Below are 18,954 nucleotides of genomic sequence, written 5' to 3' on the forward strand. Positions count from 1 at the left end.
GCGTCCGGCCGATCGGGGACTTTCCGGCCTATGACGGTCAATGCCGCAGGTGGCGGAACCTCCACCGGTGTGGTCCTGCACTGCGGGATGTGAACATTCCGCCGCTCAGCCGACGACGGCGATCGCCTCGATCTCGATGAGCCATTCCGGCGAGGCGAGCGCGGAGACCCCGACCAGCGTGCTGGCCGGCGGCGTCCGGCCCGCGAAGAAGGGCGAGCGCGCCTGCCCGATGATCGAGCGAAGCTCCGGCCTATAGTTCACGACGTAGGTGGTGATCTTGACGACGTCGGCGAAGCTGGCGCCGGCGGCGGCCAGCGCCCGCTCCAGATTGCGCATCACCTGCGTCGTCTGCGCGCCGAGGTCGTCGCCGCCGACCAGCGCGCCCTGCTCGTCGATGGCGACCTGGCCAGCGGTGTAGATCGTCCTCGCGCCCGTGGTGGCGACGACATGCGAATAGGCCGGTGACTTCATCAGGCCCGGCGCGGGCGGATATTCGGCGGCGCTCATGACGAACTCCCTGGATATGCGCCGATCATGGCATCGCGCGGAGATCGCGGTCTACGGCTCCAGCTGTTTCCAGAGCGGGTTCTTGATCTTGGCGAGGAAGGCGTCGAAACGGGCCAGCTGCTCGGCGCTCACCAGAATGGGGCGTTCCGTGCGCGGCCGGCGCTCTTCCTGCACGAGGATCTTCTGGGCGACGGGCGCGGTGCTCAAAACCAGGCCTGGCTGTCGGCCGCCGCGCAGTTCCAGATAGACCTCGGCCAGCAGCTTCACGTCGAGCAGCGCGTTGTGCGTCGTGCGCTGCGAGAGGTCGATGTCGAAGCGGCGGCACAGCGCATCGAGGCTGTTCTGCGCGCCGGGAAACTTCGCCCGGGCCAGCATCAGCGAATCCACCATCCGCTTCGGATCGAGCGCCGCGCGGCCGCTTCGCAGCAGTTCCGCGTCCAGGTGCTTGAAATCGAAGGGCGCGTTGTGCGCGATGATGGGCGAGTCCCCGAGGAACTCCAGCATCGCATCCGCCACGTCGGCGAAAAGCGGCTTGCCCTCCAGGTCCACGCGCGTGAAGCCGTGCACGCGCGAGGCCTCGGGCGGGACGTCGCGCTGCGGGTCTATCAGCGTGTGATAGACGCGGCCCGTGGGCATGAGGTTCACGATCTCGATCGCCGCGACCTCGATGACGCGATGGCCCTCGCTTGGCTCGAAGCCCGTGGTCTCGGTGTCGAGGACGATCTCACGCATCGCGATGCTCCCCGACGAGGCGCTTCACGGCGGCCTGCGCATGGCGGCGCGAGAGGCCGGTGCGGATCACGACATCGGCGCGGCGGCGCTTCTCGGCATCCGGCATCTGCCGCGCGCGGATGGCGGCCAGGCGCTCCTCCGTCATGCCGCCGCGCCCTAGGACGCGGGCGCGCTGCACGGCGGCGGGGGCGGAGACGACGAGGATGGCATCGAACTCCCGCAGGTCGCGTCGCGTTTCGAAGAGCAGAGGGATATCGAGCACGACCAGCGATTCGCCACGCCCGCGCGCACGGGCCAGGAAACGCTCCTGCTCGCGCCGCACCAGGGGATGGACGATCCTCTCCAGCCGCTTGAGCTCGGCGGGCTTGCCCAGCACGGCGTTGCGCAGCGCTTCCCGGCTCAGCACGCCATTCGTCACCGTGCCGGGAAAGGCGCGGCCGATGGGCGCCACGGCGCGGCCACCCGGCGCCTGGAGCCGATGCACCGCGAGGTCCGCGTCGAAGACGGGAATCCCGAGCTGGCGGAAGCTGCGCGCGGCCGTGGACTTGCCCATGCCGATGCTGCCGGTGAGGCCCCAGACTTTCATCGGGTGGGGATATCCGCCGCGACGATCCGCCGCAGCTCGTCATCCACCATCGGCGCCACGCCGAACCACGCCTCAAAGCCGGGGCGGGCCTGGTGCAGCAGCATGCCGAGGCCGCCCACCGCGCGCAGGCCGCGCGCCTCGGCCGCCAGCAGCAACGGCGTCTCCTGCGGGACGTAGACGATGTCGGCCACCACGGCATGCGCGGGCAGGGCGGAGAGATCGATCTCCAGGGGCGGCTGGCCGGACATGCCGAGGCTGGTGGTGTTCACCAGAAGCGCGGCATCCCCCAGGGGCGGCGTGTCGCTGACGGCGATGGGGCCGCCGAGCTCCCGCGCCAGCGCCTGCGCGCGCGCGGGCGTCCGGTTCACCAGGGTGAGCTTCGGGCATCCCGCATCCAGCAGCGCGGCCGCGATGGCGCGAGCCGCCCCGCCCGCACCCAGCAGCACGGCCGGGCCGCTGGCGGGATCGTACCCCTCCAGGGAGGCGAGGAAGCCGAAGCCGTCGGTGCAGTCGCCCTCGATGCCCGCCCCGGTGAAGACCAGCGTGTTCACCGCCCCCGCCCGCTTCGCGCGCGCGCTCACGCGGTCGCAGACGGCGAAGGCGGCTTCCTTGTGCGGGATGGTGACGTTCACGCCGCGGAACCCCGCCTGGGCGAGGCCGCGGATGGCTGAGGCGAAATCCTCTGGCCGGATCGGCAGCGGCACATAGGCGGCATCCAGCCCATGCCGCGCGATCCAGGTGCCGTGCAGCCGGGGCGAGCGCGAATGCGCGACGGGCCAGCCCGTCACCCCCGCCAGCATCGCCTTGCCCGAGAGCATCAGACCGCGGCCGCGGGAACCAGCGTCGCCTGCATCGCCGCGCAGAGCGTCTCGGAGCCGTCCTCCTGCCGCATCCAGACCTCGGCGCGCGCGACGGTCAGCGTGCGCCCGGGCTTCAGCACCTCGGCCCGCGCGATGGCGAGCGTGCCGCGGGCGGGGCGCAGGAAGTTCACCTTCAGCTCGGCCGTCAGAACCTCCTGCCCCGGGGGCAGCAGGGTGAGGGCGGCGTAGCCGCAGGCATTGTCGGCCAGCATGGTCAGCACGCCGGCATGCAGGTAGCCGTGCTGCTGCGTCAGCGTCTTGCGGAAGGGCGCCTCGATCACGCAGCGGCCGGGCTCGACCTCCGCGATCCGGGCCTCGACGACGCGCATCAGCCCCTGCTGGGCGAAGCTCATCTCCACCCGTTGAAGCAAGCTTGGGGCAGCCATTCAGAATCTCCAGCCGGTATGGATGGCGACGATGCCGCCCGAGAGGTTGCGATGCGCCACGCGCTCCATCCCCGCGCGTTCCATCATGCCGGCGAGCGTCGCCTGGTCGGGGAACATGCGGATGCTTTCCGCCAGGTAGCGATAGCTCTCGGCGTCCTGGGCGATGCGGCCGCCGATCGCGGGCAGGGCCTTGAAGGACCAGGCGTCGTAGAGCGGCGCCAGCGCCGCGATCTCGAGGCGCGAGAACTCCAGGCAGTGGAAGCGGCCGCCTGGCTTGAGCACGCGCCGCACCTCGCGCAGCACGGCGTCCTTGTCGGTGCAGTTGCGCAGGCCGAAGGCCATGCTGACCTTCTCGACGCTCGCATCCGGGAGCGGAATGTGTTCCGCATCGGTGCAGAGGAAGGAGAGGCCGCGCGCCAGCCCGCGGTCGAGCGCCCGCGACTGGCCCACATGGAGCATCTCGGCATTGATGTCCGAGCAGATGACGCGCCCGGCCCCGCGCTCCAACGCCAGGAAGGAGATGTCGCCCGTGCCGCCCGCGAGGTCGAGCAGCGTGTCGGAGGGGCGCGGCTGGATCGCGTTGATGAAGATGCGCTTCCAGGCCCGGTGCAGGCCCAGCGACATCAGGTCGTTCATCAGGTCGTAGCGCGGGGCCACGCTGTCGAAGACCTCGCGCACCAGCCCGGCCTTGTCGGCGGCGGCCACGGTACGGAATCCGAAATCGGCGGTGTGGTCGGCGTCTGCGCTCATCGGCACCTGCTATAGCCCCGCCCTTCGGAATCTGCCATGCGGATGGGCCATCAAATCCGACGCCGAAGGAGCGCGCCATCCCCGAGCTGCCCGAAGTCGAGACCGTGATGCGCGGGCTGTCGCGCGTGCTGACCGGCCAGGTGATCCGCCATGCCGAGACGCGGCGCGAGGGGCTGCGCTGGCCCTTCCCGCCAGGCCTGGCCTGCATCCTGACCGGTGCCCGGGTCGAGGGCTTCCGGCGCCGGGGCAAGTACATGCTGATGCGGCTGGAGGAGCGCCCCTCGGTGCTGATCCACCTCGGCATGTCAGGGCGCATGGTTGCGCGCGAGGAGGGGGCGCCGGTCGTCCCACGCCTGGGCCCGCAGGGGAGGTTCAGCGATGCCCGCGGCCACAACCAGCCGCCCGAGGCGCATGAGCACCTGATGATGGAGACGGAGGGCGGCTGGCGCGTCGGCTTCGTGGATCCGCGCCGCTTCGGCTGCGTGGACCTGATCCCGCGCGAGGCGGAGGATACCCATCGCCTCCTGGCCGGGCTTGGGCCCGAGCCGCTGGAGGAGGGCTTCACGGTCGAGGTGCTGGAGGCCGCGCTGGCGGGCAAGGTGACGCCCATCAAGGCCGCGCTGCTGGACCAGAAGGTCGTCGCGGGCCTCGGCAACATCTACGTGGCCGAGGCGCTGTTCCGCGCGGGCGTCTCGCCGCGGCGGCTGGCCGCGACCGTGCCGGGCCTGCGGGCCCGGCGCCTGGTGCCGGCCATCAAGACCGTGCTGGCCGAGGCGATCGAGGCCGGCGGCTCCACCCTGCGGGACTATGTTCGCAGCGATGGCGAGATCGGCGGCTTCCAGGACCGCTTCGACGTCTACGATCGCGAGGGCCTGCCCTGCCGGATCTGCCCGGGCCCGCCGGCATGCCACGGGATCGCCCGGCTTGTGCAGGCGGGCCGTTCCACCTTCTATTGTCCCCGAACGCAGAAGTAAGCGCGGCGCCCGAAGGTCCGAATCGGCCGCCCAGAAGCATTCCGAGGAACGCAGATGCCCTATGAGATGATCCTCACGGAGACGGACGGCGCCGCCGCCATCATCCGGCTCAACCGTCCCCAGGCCCTGAACGCGCTCTGCGACCAGCTGATGGCCGAGATGGCCCAGGCCCTGGCCGGCTTCGAGGCCGACCCCGCCATCGCCGCCATCATCATCACGGGCAGCGAGAAGGCCTTCGCCGCCGGCGCCGATATCAAGGAGATGCAGGGCCGGACCTATCCGGCGGTCTATTTCGAGGACTTCATCTCGAAATGGGAGGCCGTGACCCATGTGAAGAAGCCGGTCATCGCGGCCGTCTCGGGCTTCGCGCTGGGCGGCGGCTGCGAGCTGGCCATGATGTGCGACATGATCATCGCCTCCGAGACGGCGAAGTTCGGCCAGCCGGAGATCAACCTCGGCGTGATTCCGGGTGCGGGCGGCAGCCAGCGCCTGACGCGCGCGGTGGGCAAGTCCAAGGCCATGGAGATGACCCTCACGGGCCGCATGATGGACGCCGCCGAGGCCGAGCGGAGCAACCTCGTGACCCGCGTGGTGCCCGTGGACCAGCTGCTCCCCGAGGCGGTGAAGATCGCGAACAAGATCGGCGCGCTCTCGGCGCCTTCCGTCGCCATCGCCAAGGAGGCGGTGAACCGCGCCTTCGAGACGACGCTGGCCGAGGGCGTGCGCTTCGAGCGCAAGCTCTTCTATTCCCTCTTCGCGACCGAGGATCAGAAGGAGGGGATGGCCGCCTTCGTGGAGAAGCGCAAACCGAGCTTTCGCAACAGGTAAGCGCATGGCTGCGATGCCTCGCCCGGAAGCGTCTTGACGATGGGTGAGGCCCGGCTTAGACCCTGTGCCTCCGCGGCGGGGAACCACCGCCTCCAACATTATTCAGGTCGTATTTCCAGCCCATGGCCAACAACGCTTCCGCGCGCAAGCGCATCCGTCAGACCGAGAAGCGGACCGAGCGCAACCGCATGCGGCGCTCTCGCGTCCGCACCTTCCTGCGGAAGGTCGAGCTGGCGATTGCTGGCGGCAACCAGGCCGAGGCCGCTGCCGCTTTCCAGGGCGCGCAGCCTGAGCTGCACCGCGCCGTGACGAAGGGCGTGCTCCACCGGAACACGGTGGCCCGCAAGCTCTCGCGCCTGTCGGCGCGGATTAAGGCGATCGGCGCGGCTAGCGCCTAAGTCATCGTCTTTCCGAACAAGTAGATCGGCTCGCACCGAGAGTATTTCCGTGCTCTCGGTGCTGTCGCACGTCTGCAATCATATTGTCGTGCGATAGCGGCTTGTTTGTCACACTGCCCCCGGAGTTGGGGTGGTGGGGTGAGTGTTTGCTTTATTTCGCAGTGTTGCCGCGCCTAGACTGATCTCCAGTCAGGGGTCGTGGTGTATCGCTCTATGTCTTTGTAATCCTGCTGTTTTCTGGGGATGGCCCTCCGCATCCCCTTGATCCGTAACGTAACCGCCGCGCTCCCTTCGGGGCCAAAGATCGAGGACAGGGATGGACCAGGACTCCGGCGAGATTCCCCCCGTTGATGCCGGGAAGATTGTCGAGAGCTGGGCTCGGATACGCGGTCGCCTCCGCAAGGAGGTGGGCGATGTCGAGTACCGCAACTGGCTCCGGCAGATGTCTCTCGCGGGCGTGGAGGGCGACACCCTCTTCATCAACATGCCCACGCGCTTCATCCGCGACTGGGTGCGCGACCATTACAGCGACCGGCTGCGGATGCTCTGCCAGGCCGAGCTCCCCGGGATCCGCGCGATCGAGCTGAAGGTCCAGCCGCCCGGCAAGGCGGCGCCGAAGCTCGACGAGGATGAGGATCCGCAACTCGCGGAAAACGTGCTGGTCGCGCCCGCCCGCCCGGCCCCCGCGCCTTCGCCGGCGGTCGAGCCCCTGCGGAACGAGTGGCTGGTTCCGCTGGAGCCGCGCTTCACCTTCGACAGCTTCGTCGTCGGCAAGCCGAACGAATTCGCGCATGCCTGCGCCCGCCGCGTGGCCGAGAGCCCGGCCCAGGCCGGCTTCAACCCGCTGTTCCTCTACGGTGGCGTGGGACTGGGCAAGACGCACCTGATGCATTCCATCGCCTGGGCCTTGCGCGAGCGCGAGCCCGGCCTCTCGGTCGCCTACATGTCGGCCGAGAAGTTCATGTACCGCTTCATCGCGGCGCTGCGCTCGCACAACACGATGGAGTTCAAGACGCAGCTCCGTTCCGTCCACGTGCTCATGGTGGACGACCTGCAGTTCCTGATCGGCAAGGACAACACGCAGGAGGAGTTCTTCCACACGTTCAATGCGCTGATCGACGCCGGGAAGCAGATCATCATCTCGGCCGACAAGGCGCCGAACGATCTCTCCGGCATCGAGGACCGCCTGCGGACTCGCCTCTCCGGCGGCATCGTGGCCGACCTGCACGCGACGACCTACGAGCTCCGCCTGTCGATCCTGCAGGCGAAGGCGAACCACGCCGGCGTCGAGGTCCCGGCCCGCGTGCAGGAGCTGCTGGCCCGCAAGATCGCTTCGAACGTGCGCGACCTCGAGGGCGCGCTGAACCGGCTCGTGGCCCATGCTAAGCTTTTCGGGCGGCCCATCTCGCTCGACACGGTTCCCGAGGTCCTGACCGACATCCTGCGCGCGCACGACAAGCGCCTGTCGATCGACGACATCCAGCGCAAGGTCGCCGAGCACTACAACATCCGGCTGACGGAAATGGCCTCCGCCCGCCGCTCGCGCGCGGTGGCCCGGCCGCGCCAGGTGGCCATGTACCTGGCCAAGCAGCTCACCGCGCGCTCGCTGCCCGAGATCGGCCGGCGCTTCGGCAACCGGGACCACACCACCGTCCTGCACGCCGTGAACAAGGTGACGGAGCTGATGGCCGGCGACCCGGCCTTCGCCGAGGATGTGACGCTGCTCCGGAAAATGCTGGAGATGTAGGCGCAAGGGTGCCGGGTGGCGCCCACGTTGCGGCCGGATTCAAGGCGATGGCGCCGGGCCGCCCGCCACGCTTTGCCCGATCCCCGCGCGATGCTAGAGGATTGGCCATGTTGCGCGGCGAATCGTGCCGGCGCGCGCGGATAGCAAGGGACCGGGAGATGAAGTTCAGCGTCGAGCGCGCCATCCTGCTCAAGGCTCTCGGACACACCCAATCCGTGGTCGAGCGCCGGAACACCATTCCCATCCTCGCGAACATCCTTCTCGACGCGAAGGAGGGCGCGCTGCGCCTCACCGCGACCGACATGGAGATCGCGATCGTCGAGGAAGTACCCGGCGTGCAGGTCGCCCGCGCGGGCCGTACCACAGCGCCCGCTGCCGTGCTCTACGAGATCGTGCGCAAGCTGCCCGAGGGCGCGACCGTCGAGCTCGACCACAAGGGCGGCGACGCCCCGCTCACGCTGCGCGCCGGCCGCTTCAGCACCAACCTGCCCGTGCTCCCGGTCGAGGACTTCCCCTCGATGACCGAGGGCAGCATGCCGCATCAGTTTAAGCTGGAGGCCGCGAAGCTCCGCGGCATGATCTCCCGCACGCGCTTCGCGATCTCCACCGAGGAGACGCGCTACTACCTCAACGGCATCTACCTCCACACGGCCGAGGCCGATGGCCGCAAGGTGCTGCGCGCCGTCGCGACCGACGGCCACCGCCTCGCGCGCGTCGAGGAGGACCTGCCCGAGGGCGCGGCCGGCATGCCGGGCGTCATCGTCCCGCGCAAGACGGTGAACGAGGTGAACAAGCTCGCCGAGGAGACGCGCGACGAGATCGAGTTCCGCCTCTCCGACACCAAGGTGAGCTTCCGCATCGGCACCGTGACGCTGACCAGCAAGCTCATCGACGGCACCTTCCCGGACTACGAGCGCGTGATCCCGCGCGGCAACGACAAGGTGCTGAAGGTCGCGAAGAAGGAGTTCGCCGAGGCGGTGGGCCGCGTGGCGGCCATCTCCAGCGAGCGGTCGCGCCCGGTGAAGCTCTCGATCGACCGCAACCACCTGCTGCTGACGGCGTCCAGCGCCGAGCAGGGCCAGGCGCAGGAGGAGCTGGACGAGGACACCGTGACCTACGGCTCCTCGCCCATCGAGATCGGCTTCCAGGCCCGCTACCTGAACGACATCACCGACCAGGTGGGCGACGAGCTGGAGTTCAAGTTCTCGGACGGCAGCGCGCCGACCGTGGTGGCCGACGCCAAGGATCCGGGCGCGCTCTACGTCCTCATGCCGATGCGGGTGTGAGGGCAGGGGCTGCGCGGGGCGCCTGGCGCCCCTTCCCATGCTGCGCCTGACACGCCTGCGCCTCACGCGCTTCCGTTCCTACGCCGAGGCCGGGCTGGATTTCGCGGCCCCGTGCGTGGTCTTCGCGGGGCCCAACGGCGCGGGCAAGACCAATCTCCTCGAAGCCATCAGCCTGCTGGCCCCCGGCCGCGGACTGCGCGGGGCGCGGCTCTCCGAGGTCGCGATGGGGGGCGAGCCGCCCTGGGCGATTTCCGGCCGGTTCGACGAAGGCCTCGGCGGCTTCGAGGTCGGCACCGGAAGTCTGGAACAGGGCAGCGCCGAGCGCCGCGCCTTCCGCATCGACGGCGAGAGGCTGCGCGCGCAGGCCGATCTCGCCGAGCGCGTGGCGGTGGTCTGGATCACGCCGCAGATGGATCGCCTCTTCCAGGAAAGCGCCGGCGGCCGGCGCCGTTTCCTGGACCGGCTCGCCATGGCGCTGGAGCCCCATCTGGCGCGCGAGGTCGCGGCCTATGAGACCGCCATGTCCGGCCGTAACCGGCTGCTGGCGCAGGGTGGTTCGGATCCCAGCTGGATCGCAGGCCTCGAGGACGCGATGGCGCGCCACGGGGTCGCCATCGCGGCCTCCCGCCGGGCGCTGGTGGGGCGGCTGAATGCGGCGCTGCGCGGCGGTGTGGCGGGCGGCTTCCCGGCCGCCATCCTGACGCTGCAGGACATGGCGGCGGATCTGCTGGACACCATGCCGGCCCTCGCGGCCGAGGAAGCCCTCAGGGCCTTCTGGGCTAAGGCCCGCCCCCGCGATGCGGCGGCGGGGGCGACGCTTTCGGGGCCTCACCGGGCGGACCTGCTCTTCACCCATGCCGGGAAGGGGCTTCCGGCGGCCCTTTGCTCGACCGGCGAGCAGAAATCCCTGCTGATCTCGACGGTGCTGGCGCATGCAGGGCTGATCGCCACCGCCAGGGGCTTCGCGCCCCTCCTGCTGCTGGACGAAGTGGCCGCGCATCTGGATGCGGAACGCCGCGAATCGCTCTTTGCCGCGCTGGTCGCCCTGCCGGGTCAGAGCTTCCTCACGGGCACCGATGCCGAGGTCTTCGCGCCCCTGGCCGGCACCGCGGAAAACTGGCGCATTTCGCCTGGTCAGGCATGCAGGGAACCCCTCCCGTAGCGCGCCAAAAAATGCCATATAAGGCCGGTATTTCCTGAGGTCTCCCATTCCCCGATGAGCAGCGATTCCCCGACGTCCGGCGAGCCCACGAACCTGCCTTCCGATGCCGACTACACCGGTGCGTCCATCACCGTGCTCCGCGGCCTCGAGGCCGTGCGGAAACGGCCCGGAATGTACATCGGCGACACGGATGACGGCTCCGGCCTGCACCACATGGCGTTCGAGATCATCGACAATGCCGTGGACGAGGCCCAGGCCGGCTACGCCTCGCGCGTCGACGTGGTGCTGAATGGCGACGGCAGCGTCACCGTCACCGATGACGGCCGCGGCATCCCGGTCGATATCCACGCCGAGGAAGGGGTCTCGGCGGCGGAGGTCGTGCTGACGCGGCTGCATGCGGGCGGCAAGTTCAACCAGAATTCCTACAAGGTCTCGGGCGGCCTGCACGGCGTGGGTGCCGCGGTCGTGAACGCGCTGAGCGAGTGGATGGAAGTCCGCATCTGGCGCGGCGGCTTCGAGCATCTGATCCGCTTCGAGCATGGCGACACGGTGAAGCCGCTGGAGGTGGTCGGGCCGACCACGCATGTCCAGGGCACCGAGGTCACCTTCAAGCCCTCCGCCGGGACCTTCACCAAGACCGAGTACGAGTTCGCGGTGCTGGAGCGCCGCCTGCGCGAGCTCGCCTTCCTCAATTCCGGCCTCGCCATCACGCTGCGCGACGATCGCCACGTTCCCGCGCAAGAGGCCGAGTTCCGCTTCGAGGGCGGGCTGACGGCCTTCGTCGAATGGCTCGACAAGGGCAAGGAGCCGCTGTTCAAGCCGCCCATCGCCGTCATGTCGAAGGAGACGGACGGCATCCGCGTCGAGCTCGCGATGTGGTGGACCAGCTCCCCGCGCGAGGTGATGCTCTGCTTCACCAACAACATCCCGCAGCGCGACGGCGGTACGCACCAGGCCGGATTCCGCCAGGCGCTGACGCGCGTGGTGGCGAAATACGCCGAGGACCTCGCGAAGAAGGAGAAGGTCGAGCTCGCGGGCGAGGACATGCGCGAGGGCCTGACCTGCGTGCTCTCGGTGAAGGTGCCGGATCCGAAGTTCAGCTCGCAGACCAAGGACAAGCTCGTCTCCTCCGAGGTGCAGCCGGTCGTGCAGATGGCGGTCGCGGACGCGCTCTCGCATTGGTTCGAGACGCATCCGAAGGAGACGAAGCAGGTCCTGGACCAGGTCGTGCTCAGCGCCGTCGCGCGCAAGGCGGCGCAGCTGGCGCGCGAGAAGGTCGGCCGCAAGAACGCCCTCGAATTCTCGACGCTGCCGGGCAAGCTGGCCGATTGCCAGGAGAAGGACGCTTCGAAGTGCGAGCTCTTCCTCGTCGAGGGTGACTCGGCAGGCGGCTCGGCGAAGCAGGGCCGCAACCGCGCGAGCCAGGCGATCCTCCCCCTCAAGGGCAAGATCCTGAACGTGGAGCGCGCCCGCATCGACAAGATGCTGGCGAGTGCCGAGATCGGCACGCTCATCACCGCGCTCGGCACCGGCATCGGCCCGGGCGAGCCGGCGAAGGGCGGCTTCAGCGCGGACAAGCTGCGGTACCACAAGATCATCATCATGACGGACGCCGATGTGGACGGCTCCCACATCCGCACGCTGCTGCTGACCTTCTTCTTCCGCCAGATGCCGGAGCTGATCGAGCGCGGGCACCTCTACATCGCGCAGCCGCCGCTCTACCGGGCGAAACGCGGCAGCGACGAGCGCTACCTGAAGGACGACCGCGCGCTCGAGGACTACCTGATCGAGAAGGCGACGCACAACACGCGCATGACGCTGGCCGACGGCCGCGTGCTGACTGGCGACGAGCTGTCGGAGATCGTGGAGTCGCTGCGCCAGACTGCCTCGCGCATCCGCCGCATGGCGGTGAACATTCCCGCCGAGATCATCGAGCAGGCGGCCATGGCCGCGATCCTGACGCCGGACACGCAGCGCGCGCTGGAGGCAGCGAACGAGTTTGCCGCGCGCCTCGATGCGCTGGCGCCGCCGTCGGAGCGGGGCTGGAAGGTCATCGTGGACGAGGCCGGGCTGCACATGCACCGCATGGTGCGCGGCGTGGCCGAGCGCTACACGCTCAGCGCCGCCGCGCTGCGCAGCGCCGAGGCGCGCTGGCTCGACGACCGCCGCCAGGTTCTGCGTGGTGCTTTCGCGAGCGGCGCGAAGATCGCCTTCGAGAACACGGCGGAAGCCGCCGTGGGCGGGCCGCTCGCGGCTTTCGAGCGCATCCTGGGCCAGGGTCGCCGCGGCCTCTCCATCCAGCGCTTCAAGGGGCTGGGCGAGATGAACCCCGACCAGCTCTGGAAGACGACGCTGGACCCCGCCGTCCGCACGCTGCTGCAGGTGCGCGTGGATGACGGCGAGGATGCGGAGAGCGTGTTCTCGACCCTGATGGGCGACGTGGTGGAACCCCGCCGCGAGTTCATCGTGGGGAACGCGCTGAAGGTCGCGAATCTGGATGTGTGAGGGGCGCCCTCAGGCGCCGGGCGCCGCCGCCGGCTTGGCCTCAGGCCGGTTCCGGTCGGTTTAGTTCTTAGGCCACGAGATCTTCGGCTCAGCCCGTCCATGGATGGACGGATGCTGGGCCGAGGGCGCCGGCGCCTCGGGCCGCGAATAGGGCATGTGCATGTCGATATCCGCGCTCACCGAGCCGCTGGATCGCCGTGCGTCGGGCATCCGGGTGGACAGCACGCGCAGTTCCGCCCGCAGCTCGTCGAGCTGCGCCTCGATATTGTCCAGCCGTCCCTTCACGCCGAAGACCGAGAAGGGCATCACCACGAGGCAGAGCGCGAGCAGCAGCAACACCAGCAGCGCGACGAGTCCCGTCCATTCGGGCAGGCCGGGCAGGGTGAGGCGGGTGGCGAGGTCCTGCAGCATCAGCCGCCCGTCACGCTCATGTGGCGCGCGACGGCGGGGGTGCGGTGGCGGCGATCGATCACGAAATCATGTCCCTTGGGCTTGCGCGTGATGGCCTCCAGGATCGCCTGGCGCAAGCCCTCCTCGCCGAGTTCCGGATCGCGCAGCGGGGCGCGCAGATCGGCCGCATCCTCCTGGCCCAGGCACATGTAGAGCGTGCCGGTGCAGGTGATCCGCACGCGATTGCAGCTCTCGCAGAAATTATGCGTCATGGGCGTGATGAAGCCGAGGCGCGTGCCCGTCTCCGCCACATCGTAGTAGCGGGCGGGGCCGCCGGTGACGTAGTCGGTCGGGTTCAGCGTCCAGCGCTGCTTCAGCCGGGCACGGACCACGCTCAGCGGCAGGAACTGCTCGGTCCGGTCCTCGCCCGTCTCGCCCAACGGCATGGTCTCGATGAGGCAGAGGTCGAAGCCGTGCTCGCCGCACCAGCCCAGCATGCGGTCGAACTCGCCCTCGTTCACGCCGCGCAAGGCGACGGCGTTGATCTTCACATGCAGGCCCGCAGCCTTGGCGGCGAAGATCCCGCCCATCACCTTGTCGAGCTCGCCCCAGCGGGTCGCGGTGCGGAACGTGTCGGGGTCGAGCGTGTCGAGCGAGACGTTCACCCGGCGCACGCCGGCGGCCGCGAGGTCATCCGCGTGGCGCGCCAGCTGCGTGCCGTTGGTGGTGAGGGTCAGCTCGTCGAGGCCCTGGCCCAGACGGGCGCCGAGGCTCCGGACGAGGGAGATGACGTTGCGCCGCACCAGCGGCTCGCCGCCCGTCAGCCGGATCTTCCTGACGCCCAGGGAGATGAAGCTGCCGCAGAGACGGTCCAGCTCCTCCAGCGACAGGACCTCTGCCTTGGGGAGGAAGGTCATGTCCTCCGCCATGCAATAGACGCAGCGAAGGTCGCAGCGGTCGGTGACCGAGACGCGGAGGTAGGAAATGTCGCGACCGAACGGGTCGATCATGAAGGGCAAAGTCCCAAAAACGCCTGTTCGCCCGTCATTTGGGGGCGCCAGGCCCCCGCATGCAAGTCCTCAGGCCGGCGCCATGCGGCTGTCGGGGGCGCGGATCATCCAATTGAGCGCGCTGGCGGCCAGCCCGACCACGATCATGACCGGCCAGAAGGCATTGTAATTTCCCGCCGTGGAGATCAGCAGCGCGCCCGAGCCCGCGCCCAGGAAGCCGCCGATCTGGTGGCTGAAAAAGCAGACGCCATAGAGGGCGCCCAGATTCGCGACGCCGAAGCGCTTGGCGATGGCCGCAGAGGTCAGCGGCACGGTGCCCAGCCAGACGAAGCCCATCACGGCGGCGAAGACGATCGTCCCCCATTCGGTCGGCGTGGTGTAGGCGAAGACGGCGATGGCGAGCGTGCGGATCAGGTAAATCACGCCGAGCCCCGCCTCGGGCCGGATGCGGGAGGAGAGCCAGCCGCAGAACCAGGAGCCGGGAATGTTGAACAGCCCCACCATCATCAGCGCCGTCATGCCGATCGAGGCCGGCATGCCGCAGAGCGCGATATGCGACGGCAGGTGCGTGGTGAGGAAGGCGAGCTGGAAGCCGCAGGCGAAGAAGCCGCCCGTCAGCAGGGCAAAATCCCGTTCCGCCAGGGCGTTGCGGGCCAACGCCGGCAGGCCCCTCAGGCCGGCGGGGGCAGGGCCCACGCGGGCGGCCGGCTTCCACTCGATATGCCGGGCGATGGGGAGGATCAGCAGCGAGGAGAGCGCCAGCATGGCCATGGCGCCGGCGGCGCCGAACCAGCCGATGGCACTGAAGACCAGCGGCACCATGGCCGCCTGGCCCAGGCTGCCGCCCGCGCTCGCGATGCCGATGAACTCGCCGCGCCGCGCGGCCGGGGCAAGCCGGCCCACGGCGGCCAGCGCCAGGCCGGTGCCCGCGCTGGCCACGCCGATGCCCGAGAAGATGCCGATGCCGATCAGCACCGTCGCATTGGAGGGGAAAAGGGCCGGCAGGCCACAGCCCGCCAGGTAGAACAGGCCGCCCACCGCCATGACGCGGCCGGAGCCGTATTTGTCCGCCATGGCGCCGCTGAAGGGCTGGGCGAGGCCCCAGAGCAAATTGTGCAGGGCGACGGCGAGTCCGAAGGCCCAGGGGGCGATCCCGTGCTCGGTCGCCATGGGCATGAGCAGCAGCCCATAGGTCTGCCGGATGCCCATGCCGAGGCTCGAGGCCGCCGAAGCCGCGATCACCGCGATCCAGAGGGTCGTGGCGATCGAGGGCTTGGAGGGGGTCGCGGCCGTTTGCATGGACAAATCAGACCGGAGGGGTCCATTTCGCACAAGCGAAACGGGCGCGGGGGCCGTCATGCGTCAGGCGCAGGACGGAAAGGCGATCCCCGCGTCGCGGGGATCGCGTCGCCTCAGGCGGCGCGCCGCACTTCGGCGTGGTCGTTGGCCGCGCTCGGCACGGCGGCCGCCGCGGCGGGAATGCCGCTGCGCGAGATGCCGATATCCGCCAGTTCGCGGTCGGACAGGCTGTTCAGCGCGTCGATCGTGCGGCGGCGGTCCATCATCGCGGCGAGGCCGTTGCGGATGCTTCGAACGAAGCCGCGAAGGCGCTCGGCGAAAGCGGCGTCGCGGGCGCGGCGCGCCTCGGCGATGATGGCGGCGATCTCGTCGGCCTTGGAGCTGGGACGAGAGGCGAAGGGCATCAGCAGCGCGGCTTCGGCTGTGTTGATGCGGGAGTTCATGGTCTGGGTTCCGTTCATGGGGCAGCCATCTGCCCTCTGCGGGAGGCTTTTAGCGGGTGAAAATGAGTTTAGGCTGTGTCAAGCCTATGCCTCAGTCATGCATTACGGGCATGATAAACTGTGAACGAATGCTGAATTGATGGATCTCGCCATGCCGGATGCCGCCGCCCGCCTCAGCGCATTGCGCGCCGTTCTCGCCTCCGCCGGCGTGGACGGCTTTCTCGTGCCTCGCTCGGACGAGCATCTCGGTGAGTACGTCCCTCCGGGCGGCGAGCGCCTCGCCTGGCTCACCGGCTTCACCGGCAGCGCCGGGATGGCGGTGATCCTCGCGGACCGTGCCGCCGTCTTTACCGATGGCCGCTACACCACCCAGGTCCAGGCCGAGACGGACGGCTCCCTCTACGAGCGTCGCCACATCACGGAGGAGCCGCCCGAGGCCTGGCTGCGGGAACACGCGCCGGGCGCCCGCATCGCCTACGATCCCTGGCTACAGAGCGAGGGCACGCTGAAGCGCTTCACGGGCGTCCAGCTGGTGCCGCTGAGCGCCAATCCCATCGACGCCATCTGGACGGACCGGCCCGCGCCGCCCGCCACGGAGGTTCGCGTCCAGCTGCCGGAGCATGCCGGGATGAGCTCGGAGGCCAAGCGGGAGGCCGCCGCCGCGCAGCTTCGCGCCGCGGGCGAGGATGCCTGCCTGCTGGCCGACGCGCATTCCGTCGCCTGGCTGCTCAACATCCGGGGGCGCGACTTGTCGCACACGCCGCTGGCCCTGGCCTTCGCGCTGCTCCATGCCGATGGCTCCGTGCGGATGTTCCTGAACGCGCCGGAGCGGGTGCCCGCCGCGACGCGTGCCGCCATGGGGAACCGCGTCTCGGTCGAGCCGCGCGAGGAGATCCCGGCGGCGCTGCGCCAGCTCAAGGGCCGAAAGGTGCGGATCGACGCGGATTCCACGCCGGCGTGGTTCGCGGCCACGCTGCGCGAGGACGGCGCCACCGTCGTCGCGGGCGAGGATCCCTGCCGCTTGCCGCGCGCGATGAAGAACGAGACGGAGCAACAGGGCGCCCGCAACGCGCATCTGCGCGACGCCGTGGCCGTTGCCCGCTTCCTCTCCTGGTTCGCCGCCGAGGCGCATCGCGGCGGGCAGACCGAAATGTCGGCCGCCGCGCGCCTGCTGTCCTTCCGCCGCGAGGTCGAGGGCTTCGTGGCCGAGAGCTTCCCCGCCATCTCCGGCGCCGCCGAGAACGGTGCGATCGTCCACTACCGCGTGACTCCCGAGACCGACCGCGCCATCGCGGCCGGCGAGTGCTACCTGATCGACAGCGGCGCCCAGTATCCGGACGGGACGACCGACATCACCCGCACCCTCTGGACCGGGCCGGGCGCGGCGCCGGCGGGCCTGCGGCAGCGCTATACCGCCGTGCTGCGCGGCCATATCGCGCTCAGCACCGTGCGCTTTCCGGAAGGCGTGGCGGGGCCGCATCTGGACGCCATCGCGCGCCGCCCGCTCTGGGGCTTCGGGCTGGATTACGACCACGGCACCGGGCATGGCGTCGGCAGCTTCCTCTCGGTGCATGAGGGGCCCGTGTCCTTCAGCCGGGCAGCGAAGGTGGTGCCGATCCGCACGGGCATGATCCTCTCCAACGAGCCCGGCTACTACCTGCCCGGGCAGTACGGCATCCGCATCGAGAATCTGCTCCTCACGCGTTCAGCCGAACCGCAGCCCGACCAGGTGCGCCCCTTCCTGGAATTCGAGACGCTGACGCTGGCGCCCTACGACCGCGCGCTGATCGAGCCGGCGATGCTCTCGCCGGAGGAGCGGCGTTGGGTGGATGCCTATCAGGCCCGCGTGCTGGCGGAGGTCGGGCCGCTGCTCGACGCGCCGACGGGCGCCTGGCTGGCAGAGGCCTGCGCGCCGCTCTAGCGGAGACGAAAATTCCTCGCACCCGCAACGGTTTCCCAGAGTAGGATTCTTCCGGCCAGGCCGAATCGAGAGGGCGCTATGCCAGGGGAATTTCCAGGGGCAGGTCGGGGCACTGGCCTGCGGCTGCTCATCGAGCGCACCGTCATGCTGCTGCTCTTCGGCGGCCTGGTGCTGGGCGTCCTGGCGGTGCTGTGGCCCTTCGCCACGGCCATCCTCTTCGGAACCATCCTCTCCATCGCCGCCTGGCCGCTGCGCGACCGCCTGTTGCGGCTCGGCCTATCCCGCGGATTGGCGACGACGGTGTTGCTGCTCATCGCCTTCGCGGTCGTCGTCCTGCCCGTCCTGGCGATCGCGCCCGGCCTCGCGGAGCATGTGACGCAGGGCGGGCAGCGCCTGCGGGCCTATGCCGCGACCGACCCGCCGGCGCCGGCCATGCTGGCCGGCTTGCCCATCGTGGGGGAGCGCATCGCCCGCGGCTGGGAACAGGCCGTCCATGCCCAGGGTGGTCTCCGTGCTTTGCTCGAACCCTATTCGGTGGCCCTGCGGCAGGCCGTCGTCGCCGCGGCCTCCGCTCTGGCCGCGAGCGTCCTGCAGATCATTCTCGCGCTGGTCGTGGCTTCGATGTTCTGGATCGGGGGCGAGAGCCTGGCCTCGGCGCTGCGGGACATTCTCTTCCGGCTCGGCGGAAAGACCGCTGCGGGCGCGCTGGATGTGGTGGGCGGCGCCGTGCGCGGCGTGGCCTATGGCGTGGTGGGAACGGCGGCGATCCAGGCGGCGGTCATGGCGCTCGGCCTGCTGGTGGCGGGCGTACCGGGCGCGGGCCTGCTCGGCTTCGTCACGCTGCTGCTCGCCCTGAGCCAGATCGGCGCGCCCCTCATCATCGTGATCTGGGCCGGCGGTGCCTTCTGGCTCTTCGACCAGGGGCAGCAGGGCTGGGCGGTGTTCCTGATCATCTGGGGCATCGGCGTCACCATGATGGACAACGTCATCAAGCCCTGGCTCATCGGCTTCGGCGTGGCGATGCCCATGAGCCTGACCATCCTCGGCGTCTTCGGCGGCTTCGTGTCCTTCGGCTTCCTCGGGCTCTTCATCGGGCCGAGCCTCATCGCCGTCGCCTATACGCTGCTGCAATCCTGGCGCGCCGCACCCCCTTCCGCCGCCGACTGAGAC

19 protein-coding genes are annotated in these 18,954 nt (G+C 69.7%); 9 read left to right on the top strand and 10 right to left on the bottom strand.

The window, feature by feature from the left end; all coding sequences use genetic code 11:
* Window positions 1-105: 105 nt before the first annotated feature.
* The 6 genes from WJM96_RS14990 to WJM96_RS15015 are packed head-to-tail and all read right to left on the bottom strand — an operon-like array spanning window position 106 to window position 3,821.
* The gene (locus tag WJM96_RS14990; protein WP_424813324.1) at window positions 106-507 is read right to left on the bottom strand and encodes a RidA family protein; all 402 of its coding nucleotides are present in this window, start codon (window positions 505-507) and stop codon (window positions 106-108) included.
* Window positions 508-558: 51 nt separating this feature from the next.
* Entirely contained in the window at window positions 559-1,239 is a 681-nt protein-coding gene (gene dnaQ / locus WJM96_RS14995; RefSeq protein WP_424813325.1) for a DNA polymerase III subunit epsilon, read from the bottom strand.
* Complete coding sequence (gene coaE / locus WJM96_RS15000) at window positions 1,232-1,825, bottom strand: dephospho-CoA kinase (protein WP_424813326.1); 594 nt, start codon at window positions 1,823-1,825, stop codon at window positions 1,232-1,234. Before coaE ends, dnaQ begins: the two co-directional genes overlap by 8 nt.
* The gene (locus WJM96_RS15005; RefSeq protein WP_424813327.1) at window positions 1,822-2,643 is read right to left on the bottom strand and encodes a shikimate dehydrogenase; all 822 of its coding nucleotides are present in this window, start codon (window positions 2,641-2,643) and stop codon (window positions 1,822-1,824) included. Before WJM96_RS15005 ends, coaE begins: the two co-directional genes overlap by 4 nt.
* Window positions 2,643-3,038 (bottom strand): PaaI family thioesterase, encoded by a 396-nt coding sequence (locus WJM96_RS15010; RefSeq protein WP_424813328.1) that lies wholly within the window; start codon window positions 3,036-3,038, stop codon window positions 2,643-2,645. Before WJM96_RS15010 ends, WJM96_RS15005 begins: the two co-directional genes overlap by 1 nt.
* Window positions 3,039-3,071: 33 nt before the next feature.
* On the bottom strand, window positions 3,072-3,821 hold the full coding sequence (locus tag WJM96_RS15015) for a class I SAM-dependent methyltransferase (protein ID WP_424813329.1): 750 nt from the start codon (window positions 3,819-3,821) through the stop codon (window positions 3,072-3,074).
* A 77-nt stretch (window positions 3,822-3,898) separates the two neighbouring features.
* Here WJM96_RS15015 and mutM point away from each other — a divergent pair, with 77 nt between their 5' ends.
* The 7 genes from mutM to gyrB all read left to right on the top strand — a co-directional run bounded on the left by mutM (window position 3,899) and on the right by gyrB (window position 12,721).
* A complete protein-coding gene (mutM, locus tag WJM96_RS15020) occupies window positions 3,899-4,795 on the top strand; it encodes a bifunctional DNA-formamidopyrimidine glycosylase/DNA-(apurinic or apyrimidinic site) lyase (RefSeq protein WP_424813602.1) in 897 nt (298 codons plus the stop codon).
* A 54-nt stretch (window positions 4,796-4,849) separates the two neighbouring features.
* Window positions 4,850-5,623 (top strand): enoyl-CoA hydratase, encoded by a 774-nt coding sequence (locus WJM96_RS15025; RefSeq protein WP_424813330.1) that lies wholly within the window; start codon window positions 4,850-4,852, stop codon window positions 5,621-5,623.
* 122 nt (window positions 5,624-5,745) lie between these two features.
* The gene (rpsT, locus tag WJM96_RS15030; RefSeq protein WP_424813331.1) at window positions 5,746-6,021 is read left to right on the top strand and encodes a 30S ribosomal protein S20; all 276 of its coding nucleotides are present in this window, start codon (window positions 5,746-5,748) and stop codon (window positions 6,019-6,021) included.
* A gap of 316 nt (window positions 6,022-6,337) precedes the next feature.
* The gene (gene dnaA / locus WJM96_RS15035) at window positions 6,338-7,768 is read left to right on the top strand and encodes a chromosomal replication initiator protein DnaA (protein WP_424813332.1); all 1,431 of its coding nucleotides are present in this window, start codon (window positions 6,338-6,340) and stop codon (window positions 7,766-7,768) included.
* A gap of 158 nt (window positions 7,769-7,926) precedes the next feature.
* On the top strand, window positions 7,927-9,054 hold the full coding sequence (gene dnaN / locus WJM96_RS15040) for a DNA polymerase III subunit beta (RefSeq protein WP_424813333.1): 1,128 nt from the start codon (window positions 7,927-7,929) through the stop codon (window positions 9,052-9,054).
* Between the two features lie 37 nt (window positions 9,055-9,091).
* On the top strand, window positions 9,092-10,216 hold the full coding sequence (gene recF / locus WJM96_RS15045; RefSeq protein ID WP_424813334.1) for a DNA replication/repair protein RecF: 1,125 nt from the start codon (window positions 9,092-9,094) through the stop codon (window positions 10,214-10,216).
* Window positions 10,217-10,270: 54 nt separating this feature from the next.
* Complete coding sequence (gyrB, locus tag WJM96_RS15050; protein WP_424813335.1) at window positions 10,271-12,721, top strand: DNA topoisomerase (ATP-hydrolyzing) subunit B; 2,451 nt, start codon at window positions 10,271-10,273, stop codon at window positions 12,719-12,721.
* A gap of 60 nt (window positions 12,722-12,781) precedes the next feature.
* Here the strand turns inward: gyrB and WJM96_RS15055 are convergent, their stop codons facing one another.
* From WJM96_RS15055 to WJM96_RS15070, 4 genes are all read right to left on the bottom strand, one after another.
* Entirely contained in the window at window positions 12,782-13,132 is a 351-nt protein-coding gene (locus WJM96_RS15055) for a hypothetical protein (protein WP_424813336.1), read from the bottom strand.
* The gene (gene moaA / locus WJM96_RS15060; protein ID WP_424813337.1) at window positions 13,132-14,121 is read right to left on the bottom strand and encodes a GTP 3',8-cyclase MoaA; all 990 of its coding nucleotides are present in this window, start codon (window positions 14,119-14,121) and stop codon (window positions 13,132-13,134) included. Before moaA ends, WJM96_RS15055 begins: the two co-directional genes overlap by 1 nt.
* Window positions 14,122-14,190: 69 nt before the next feature.
* Window positions 14,191-15,420 (bottom strand): MFS transporter, encoded by a 1,230-nt coding sequence (locus WJM96_RS15065; RefSeq protein WP_424813338.1) that lies wholly within the window; start codon window positions 15,418-15,420, stop codon window positions 14,191-14,193.
* 113 nt (window positions 15,421-15,533) lie between these two features.
* Complete coding sequence (locus tag WJM96_RS15070; protein WP_424813339.1) at window positions 15,534-15,863, bottom strand: DUF1127 domain-containing protein; 330 nt, start codon at window positions 15,861-15,863, stop codon at window positions 15,534-15,536.
* Between the two features lie 139 nt (window positions 15,864-16,002).
* Here WJM96_RS15070 and WJM96_RS15075 point away from each other — a divergent pair, with 139 nt between their 5' ends.
* Together WJM96_RS15075 and WJM96_RS15080 are read left to right on the top strand one after the other, a co-directional pair.
* Entirely contained in the window at window positions 16,003-17,784 is a 1,782-nt protein-coding gene (locus WJM96_RS15075; RefSeq protein ID WP_424813340.1) for an aminopeptidase P family protein, read from the top strand.
* Window positions 17,785-17,862: 78 nt separating this feature from the next.
* Window positions 17,863-18,951 carry an AI-2E family transporter gene (locus WJM96_RS15080; protein ID WP_424813341.1) on the top strand — a complete coding sequence of 363 codons (1,089 nt, stop codon included), beginning with the start codon at window positions 17,863-17,865 and terminating at the stop codon, window positions 18,949-18,951.
* Window positions 18,952-18,954: the final 3 nt, after the last annotated feature.

The organism is Roseococcus sp. YIM B11640, assembly GCF_049727625.1.
GTDB lineage: Bacteria > Pseudomonadota > Alphaproteobacteria > Acetobacterales > Acetobacteraceae > Roseococcus.

What these genes read in the sequence shown, in the direction of transcription:
- WJM96_RS14990 (WP_424813324.1), bottom strand. Translation starts at nt 507, where the DNA reads ATGAGCGCCGCCGAATATCCGCCCGCGCCGGGCCTGATGAAGTCACCG.
- dnaQ (WP_424813325.1), bottom strand. Translation starts at nt 1,239, where the DNA reads ATGCGTGAGATCGTCCTCGACACCGAGACCACGGGCTTCGAGCCAAGC.
- coaE (WP_424813326.1), bottom strand. Translation starts at nt 1,825, where the DNA reads ATGAAAGTCTGGGGCCTCACCGGCAGCATCGGCATGGGCAAGTCCACG.
- WJM96_RS15005 (WP_424813327.1), bottom strand. Translation starts at nt 2,643, where the DNA reads ATGCTCTCGGGCAAGGCGATGCTGGCGGGGGTGACGGGCTGGCCCGTC.
- WJM96_RS15010 (WP_424813328.1), bottom strand. Translation starts at nt 3,038, where the DNA reads ATGAGCTTCGCCCAGCAGGGGCTGATGCGCGTCGTCGAGGCCCGGATC.
- WJM96_RS15015 (WP_424813329.1), bottom strand. Translation starts at nt 3,821, where the DNA reads ATGAGCGCAGACGCCGACCACACCGCCGATTTCGGATTCCGTACCGTG.
- WJM96_RS15025 (WP_424813330.1), top strand. Translation starts at nt 4,850, where the DNA reads ATGCCCTATGAGATGATCCTCACGGAGACGGACGGCGCCGCCGCCATC.
- rpsT (WP_424813331.1), top strand. Translation starts at nt 5,746, where the DNA reads ATGGCCAACAACGCTTCCGCGCGCAAGCGCATCCGTCAGACCGAGAAG.
- dnaA (WP_424813332.1), top strand. Translation starts at nt 6,338, where the DNA reads ATGGACCAGGACTCCGGCGAGATTCCCCCCGTTGATGCCGGGAAGATT.
- dnaN (WP_424813333.1), top strand. Translation starts at nt 7,927, where the DNA reads ATGAAGTTCAGCGTCGAGCGCGCCATCCTGCTCAAGGCTCTCGGACAC.
- recF (WP_424813334.1), top strand. Translation starts at nt 9,092, where the DNA reads ATGCTGCGCCTGACACGCCTGCGCCTCACGCGCTTCCGTTCCTACGCC.
- gyrB (WP_424813335.1), top strand. Translation starts at nt 10,271, where the DNA reads ATGAGCAGCGATTCCCCGACGTCCGGCGAGCCCACGAACCTGCCTTCC.
- WJM96_RS15055 (WP_424813336.1), bottom strand. Translation starts at nt 13,132, where the DNA reads ATGCTGCAGGACCTCGCCACCCGCCTCACCCTGCCCGGCCTGCCCGAA.
- moaA (WP_424813337.1), bottom strand. Translation starts at nt 14,121, where the DNA reads ATGATCGACCCGTTCGGTCGCGACATTTCCTACCTCCGCGTCTCGGTC.
- WJM96_RS15065 (WP_424813338.1), bottom strand. Translation starts at nt 15,420, where the DNA reads ATGCAAACGGCCGCGACCCCCTCCAAGCCCTCGATCGCCACGACCCTC.
- WJM96_RS15070 (WP_424813339.1), bottom strand. Translation starts at nt 15,863, where the DNA reads ATGAACTCCCGCATCAACACAGCCGAAGCCGCGCTGCTGATGCCCTTC.
- WJM96_RS15075 (WP_424813340.1), top strand. Translation starts at nt 16,003, where the DNA reads ATGGATCTCGCCATGCCGGATGCCGCCGCCCGCCTCAGCGCATTGCGC.
- WJM96_RS15080 (WP_424813341.1), top strand. Translation starts at nt 17,863, where the DNA reads ATGCCAGGGGAATTTCCAGGGGCAGGTCGGGGCACTGGCCTGCGGCTG.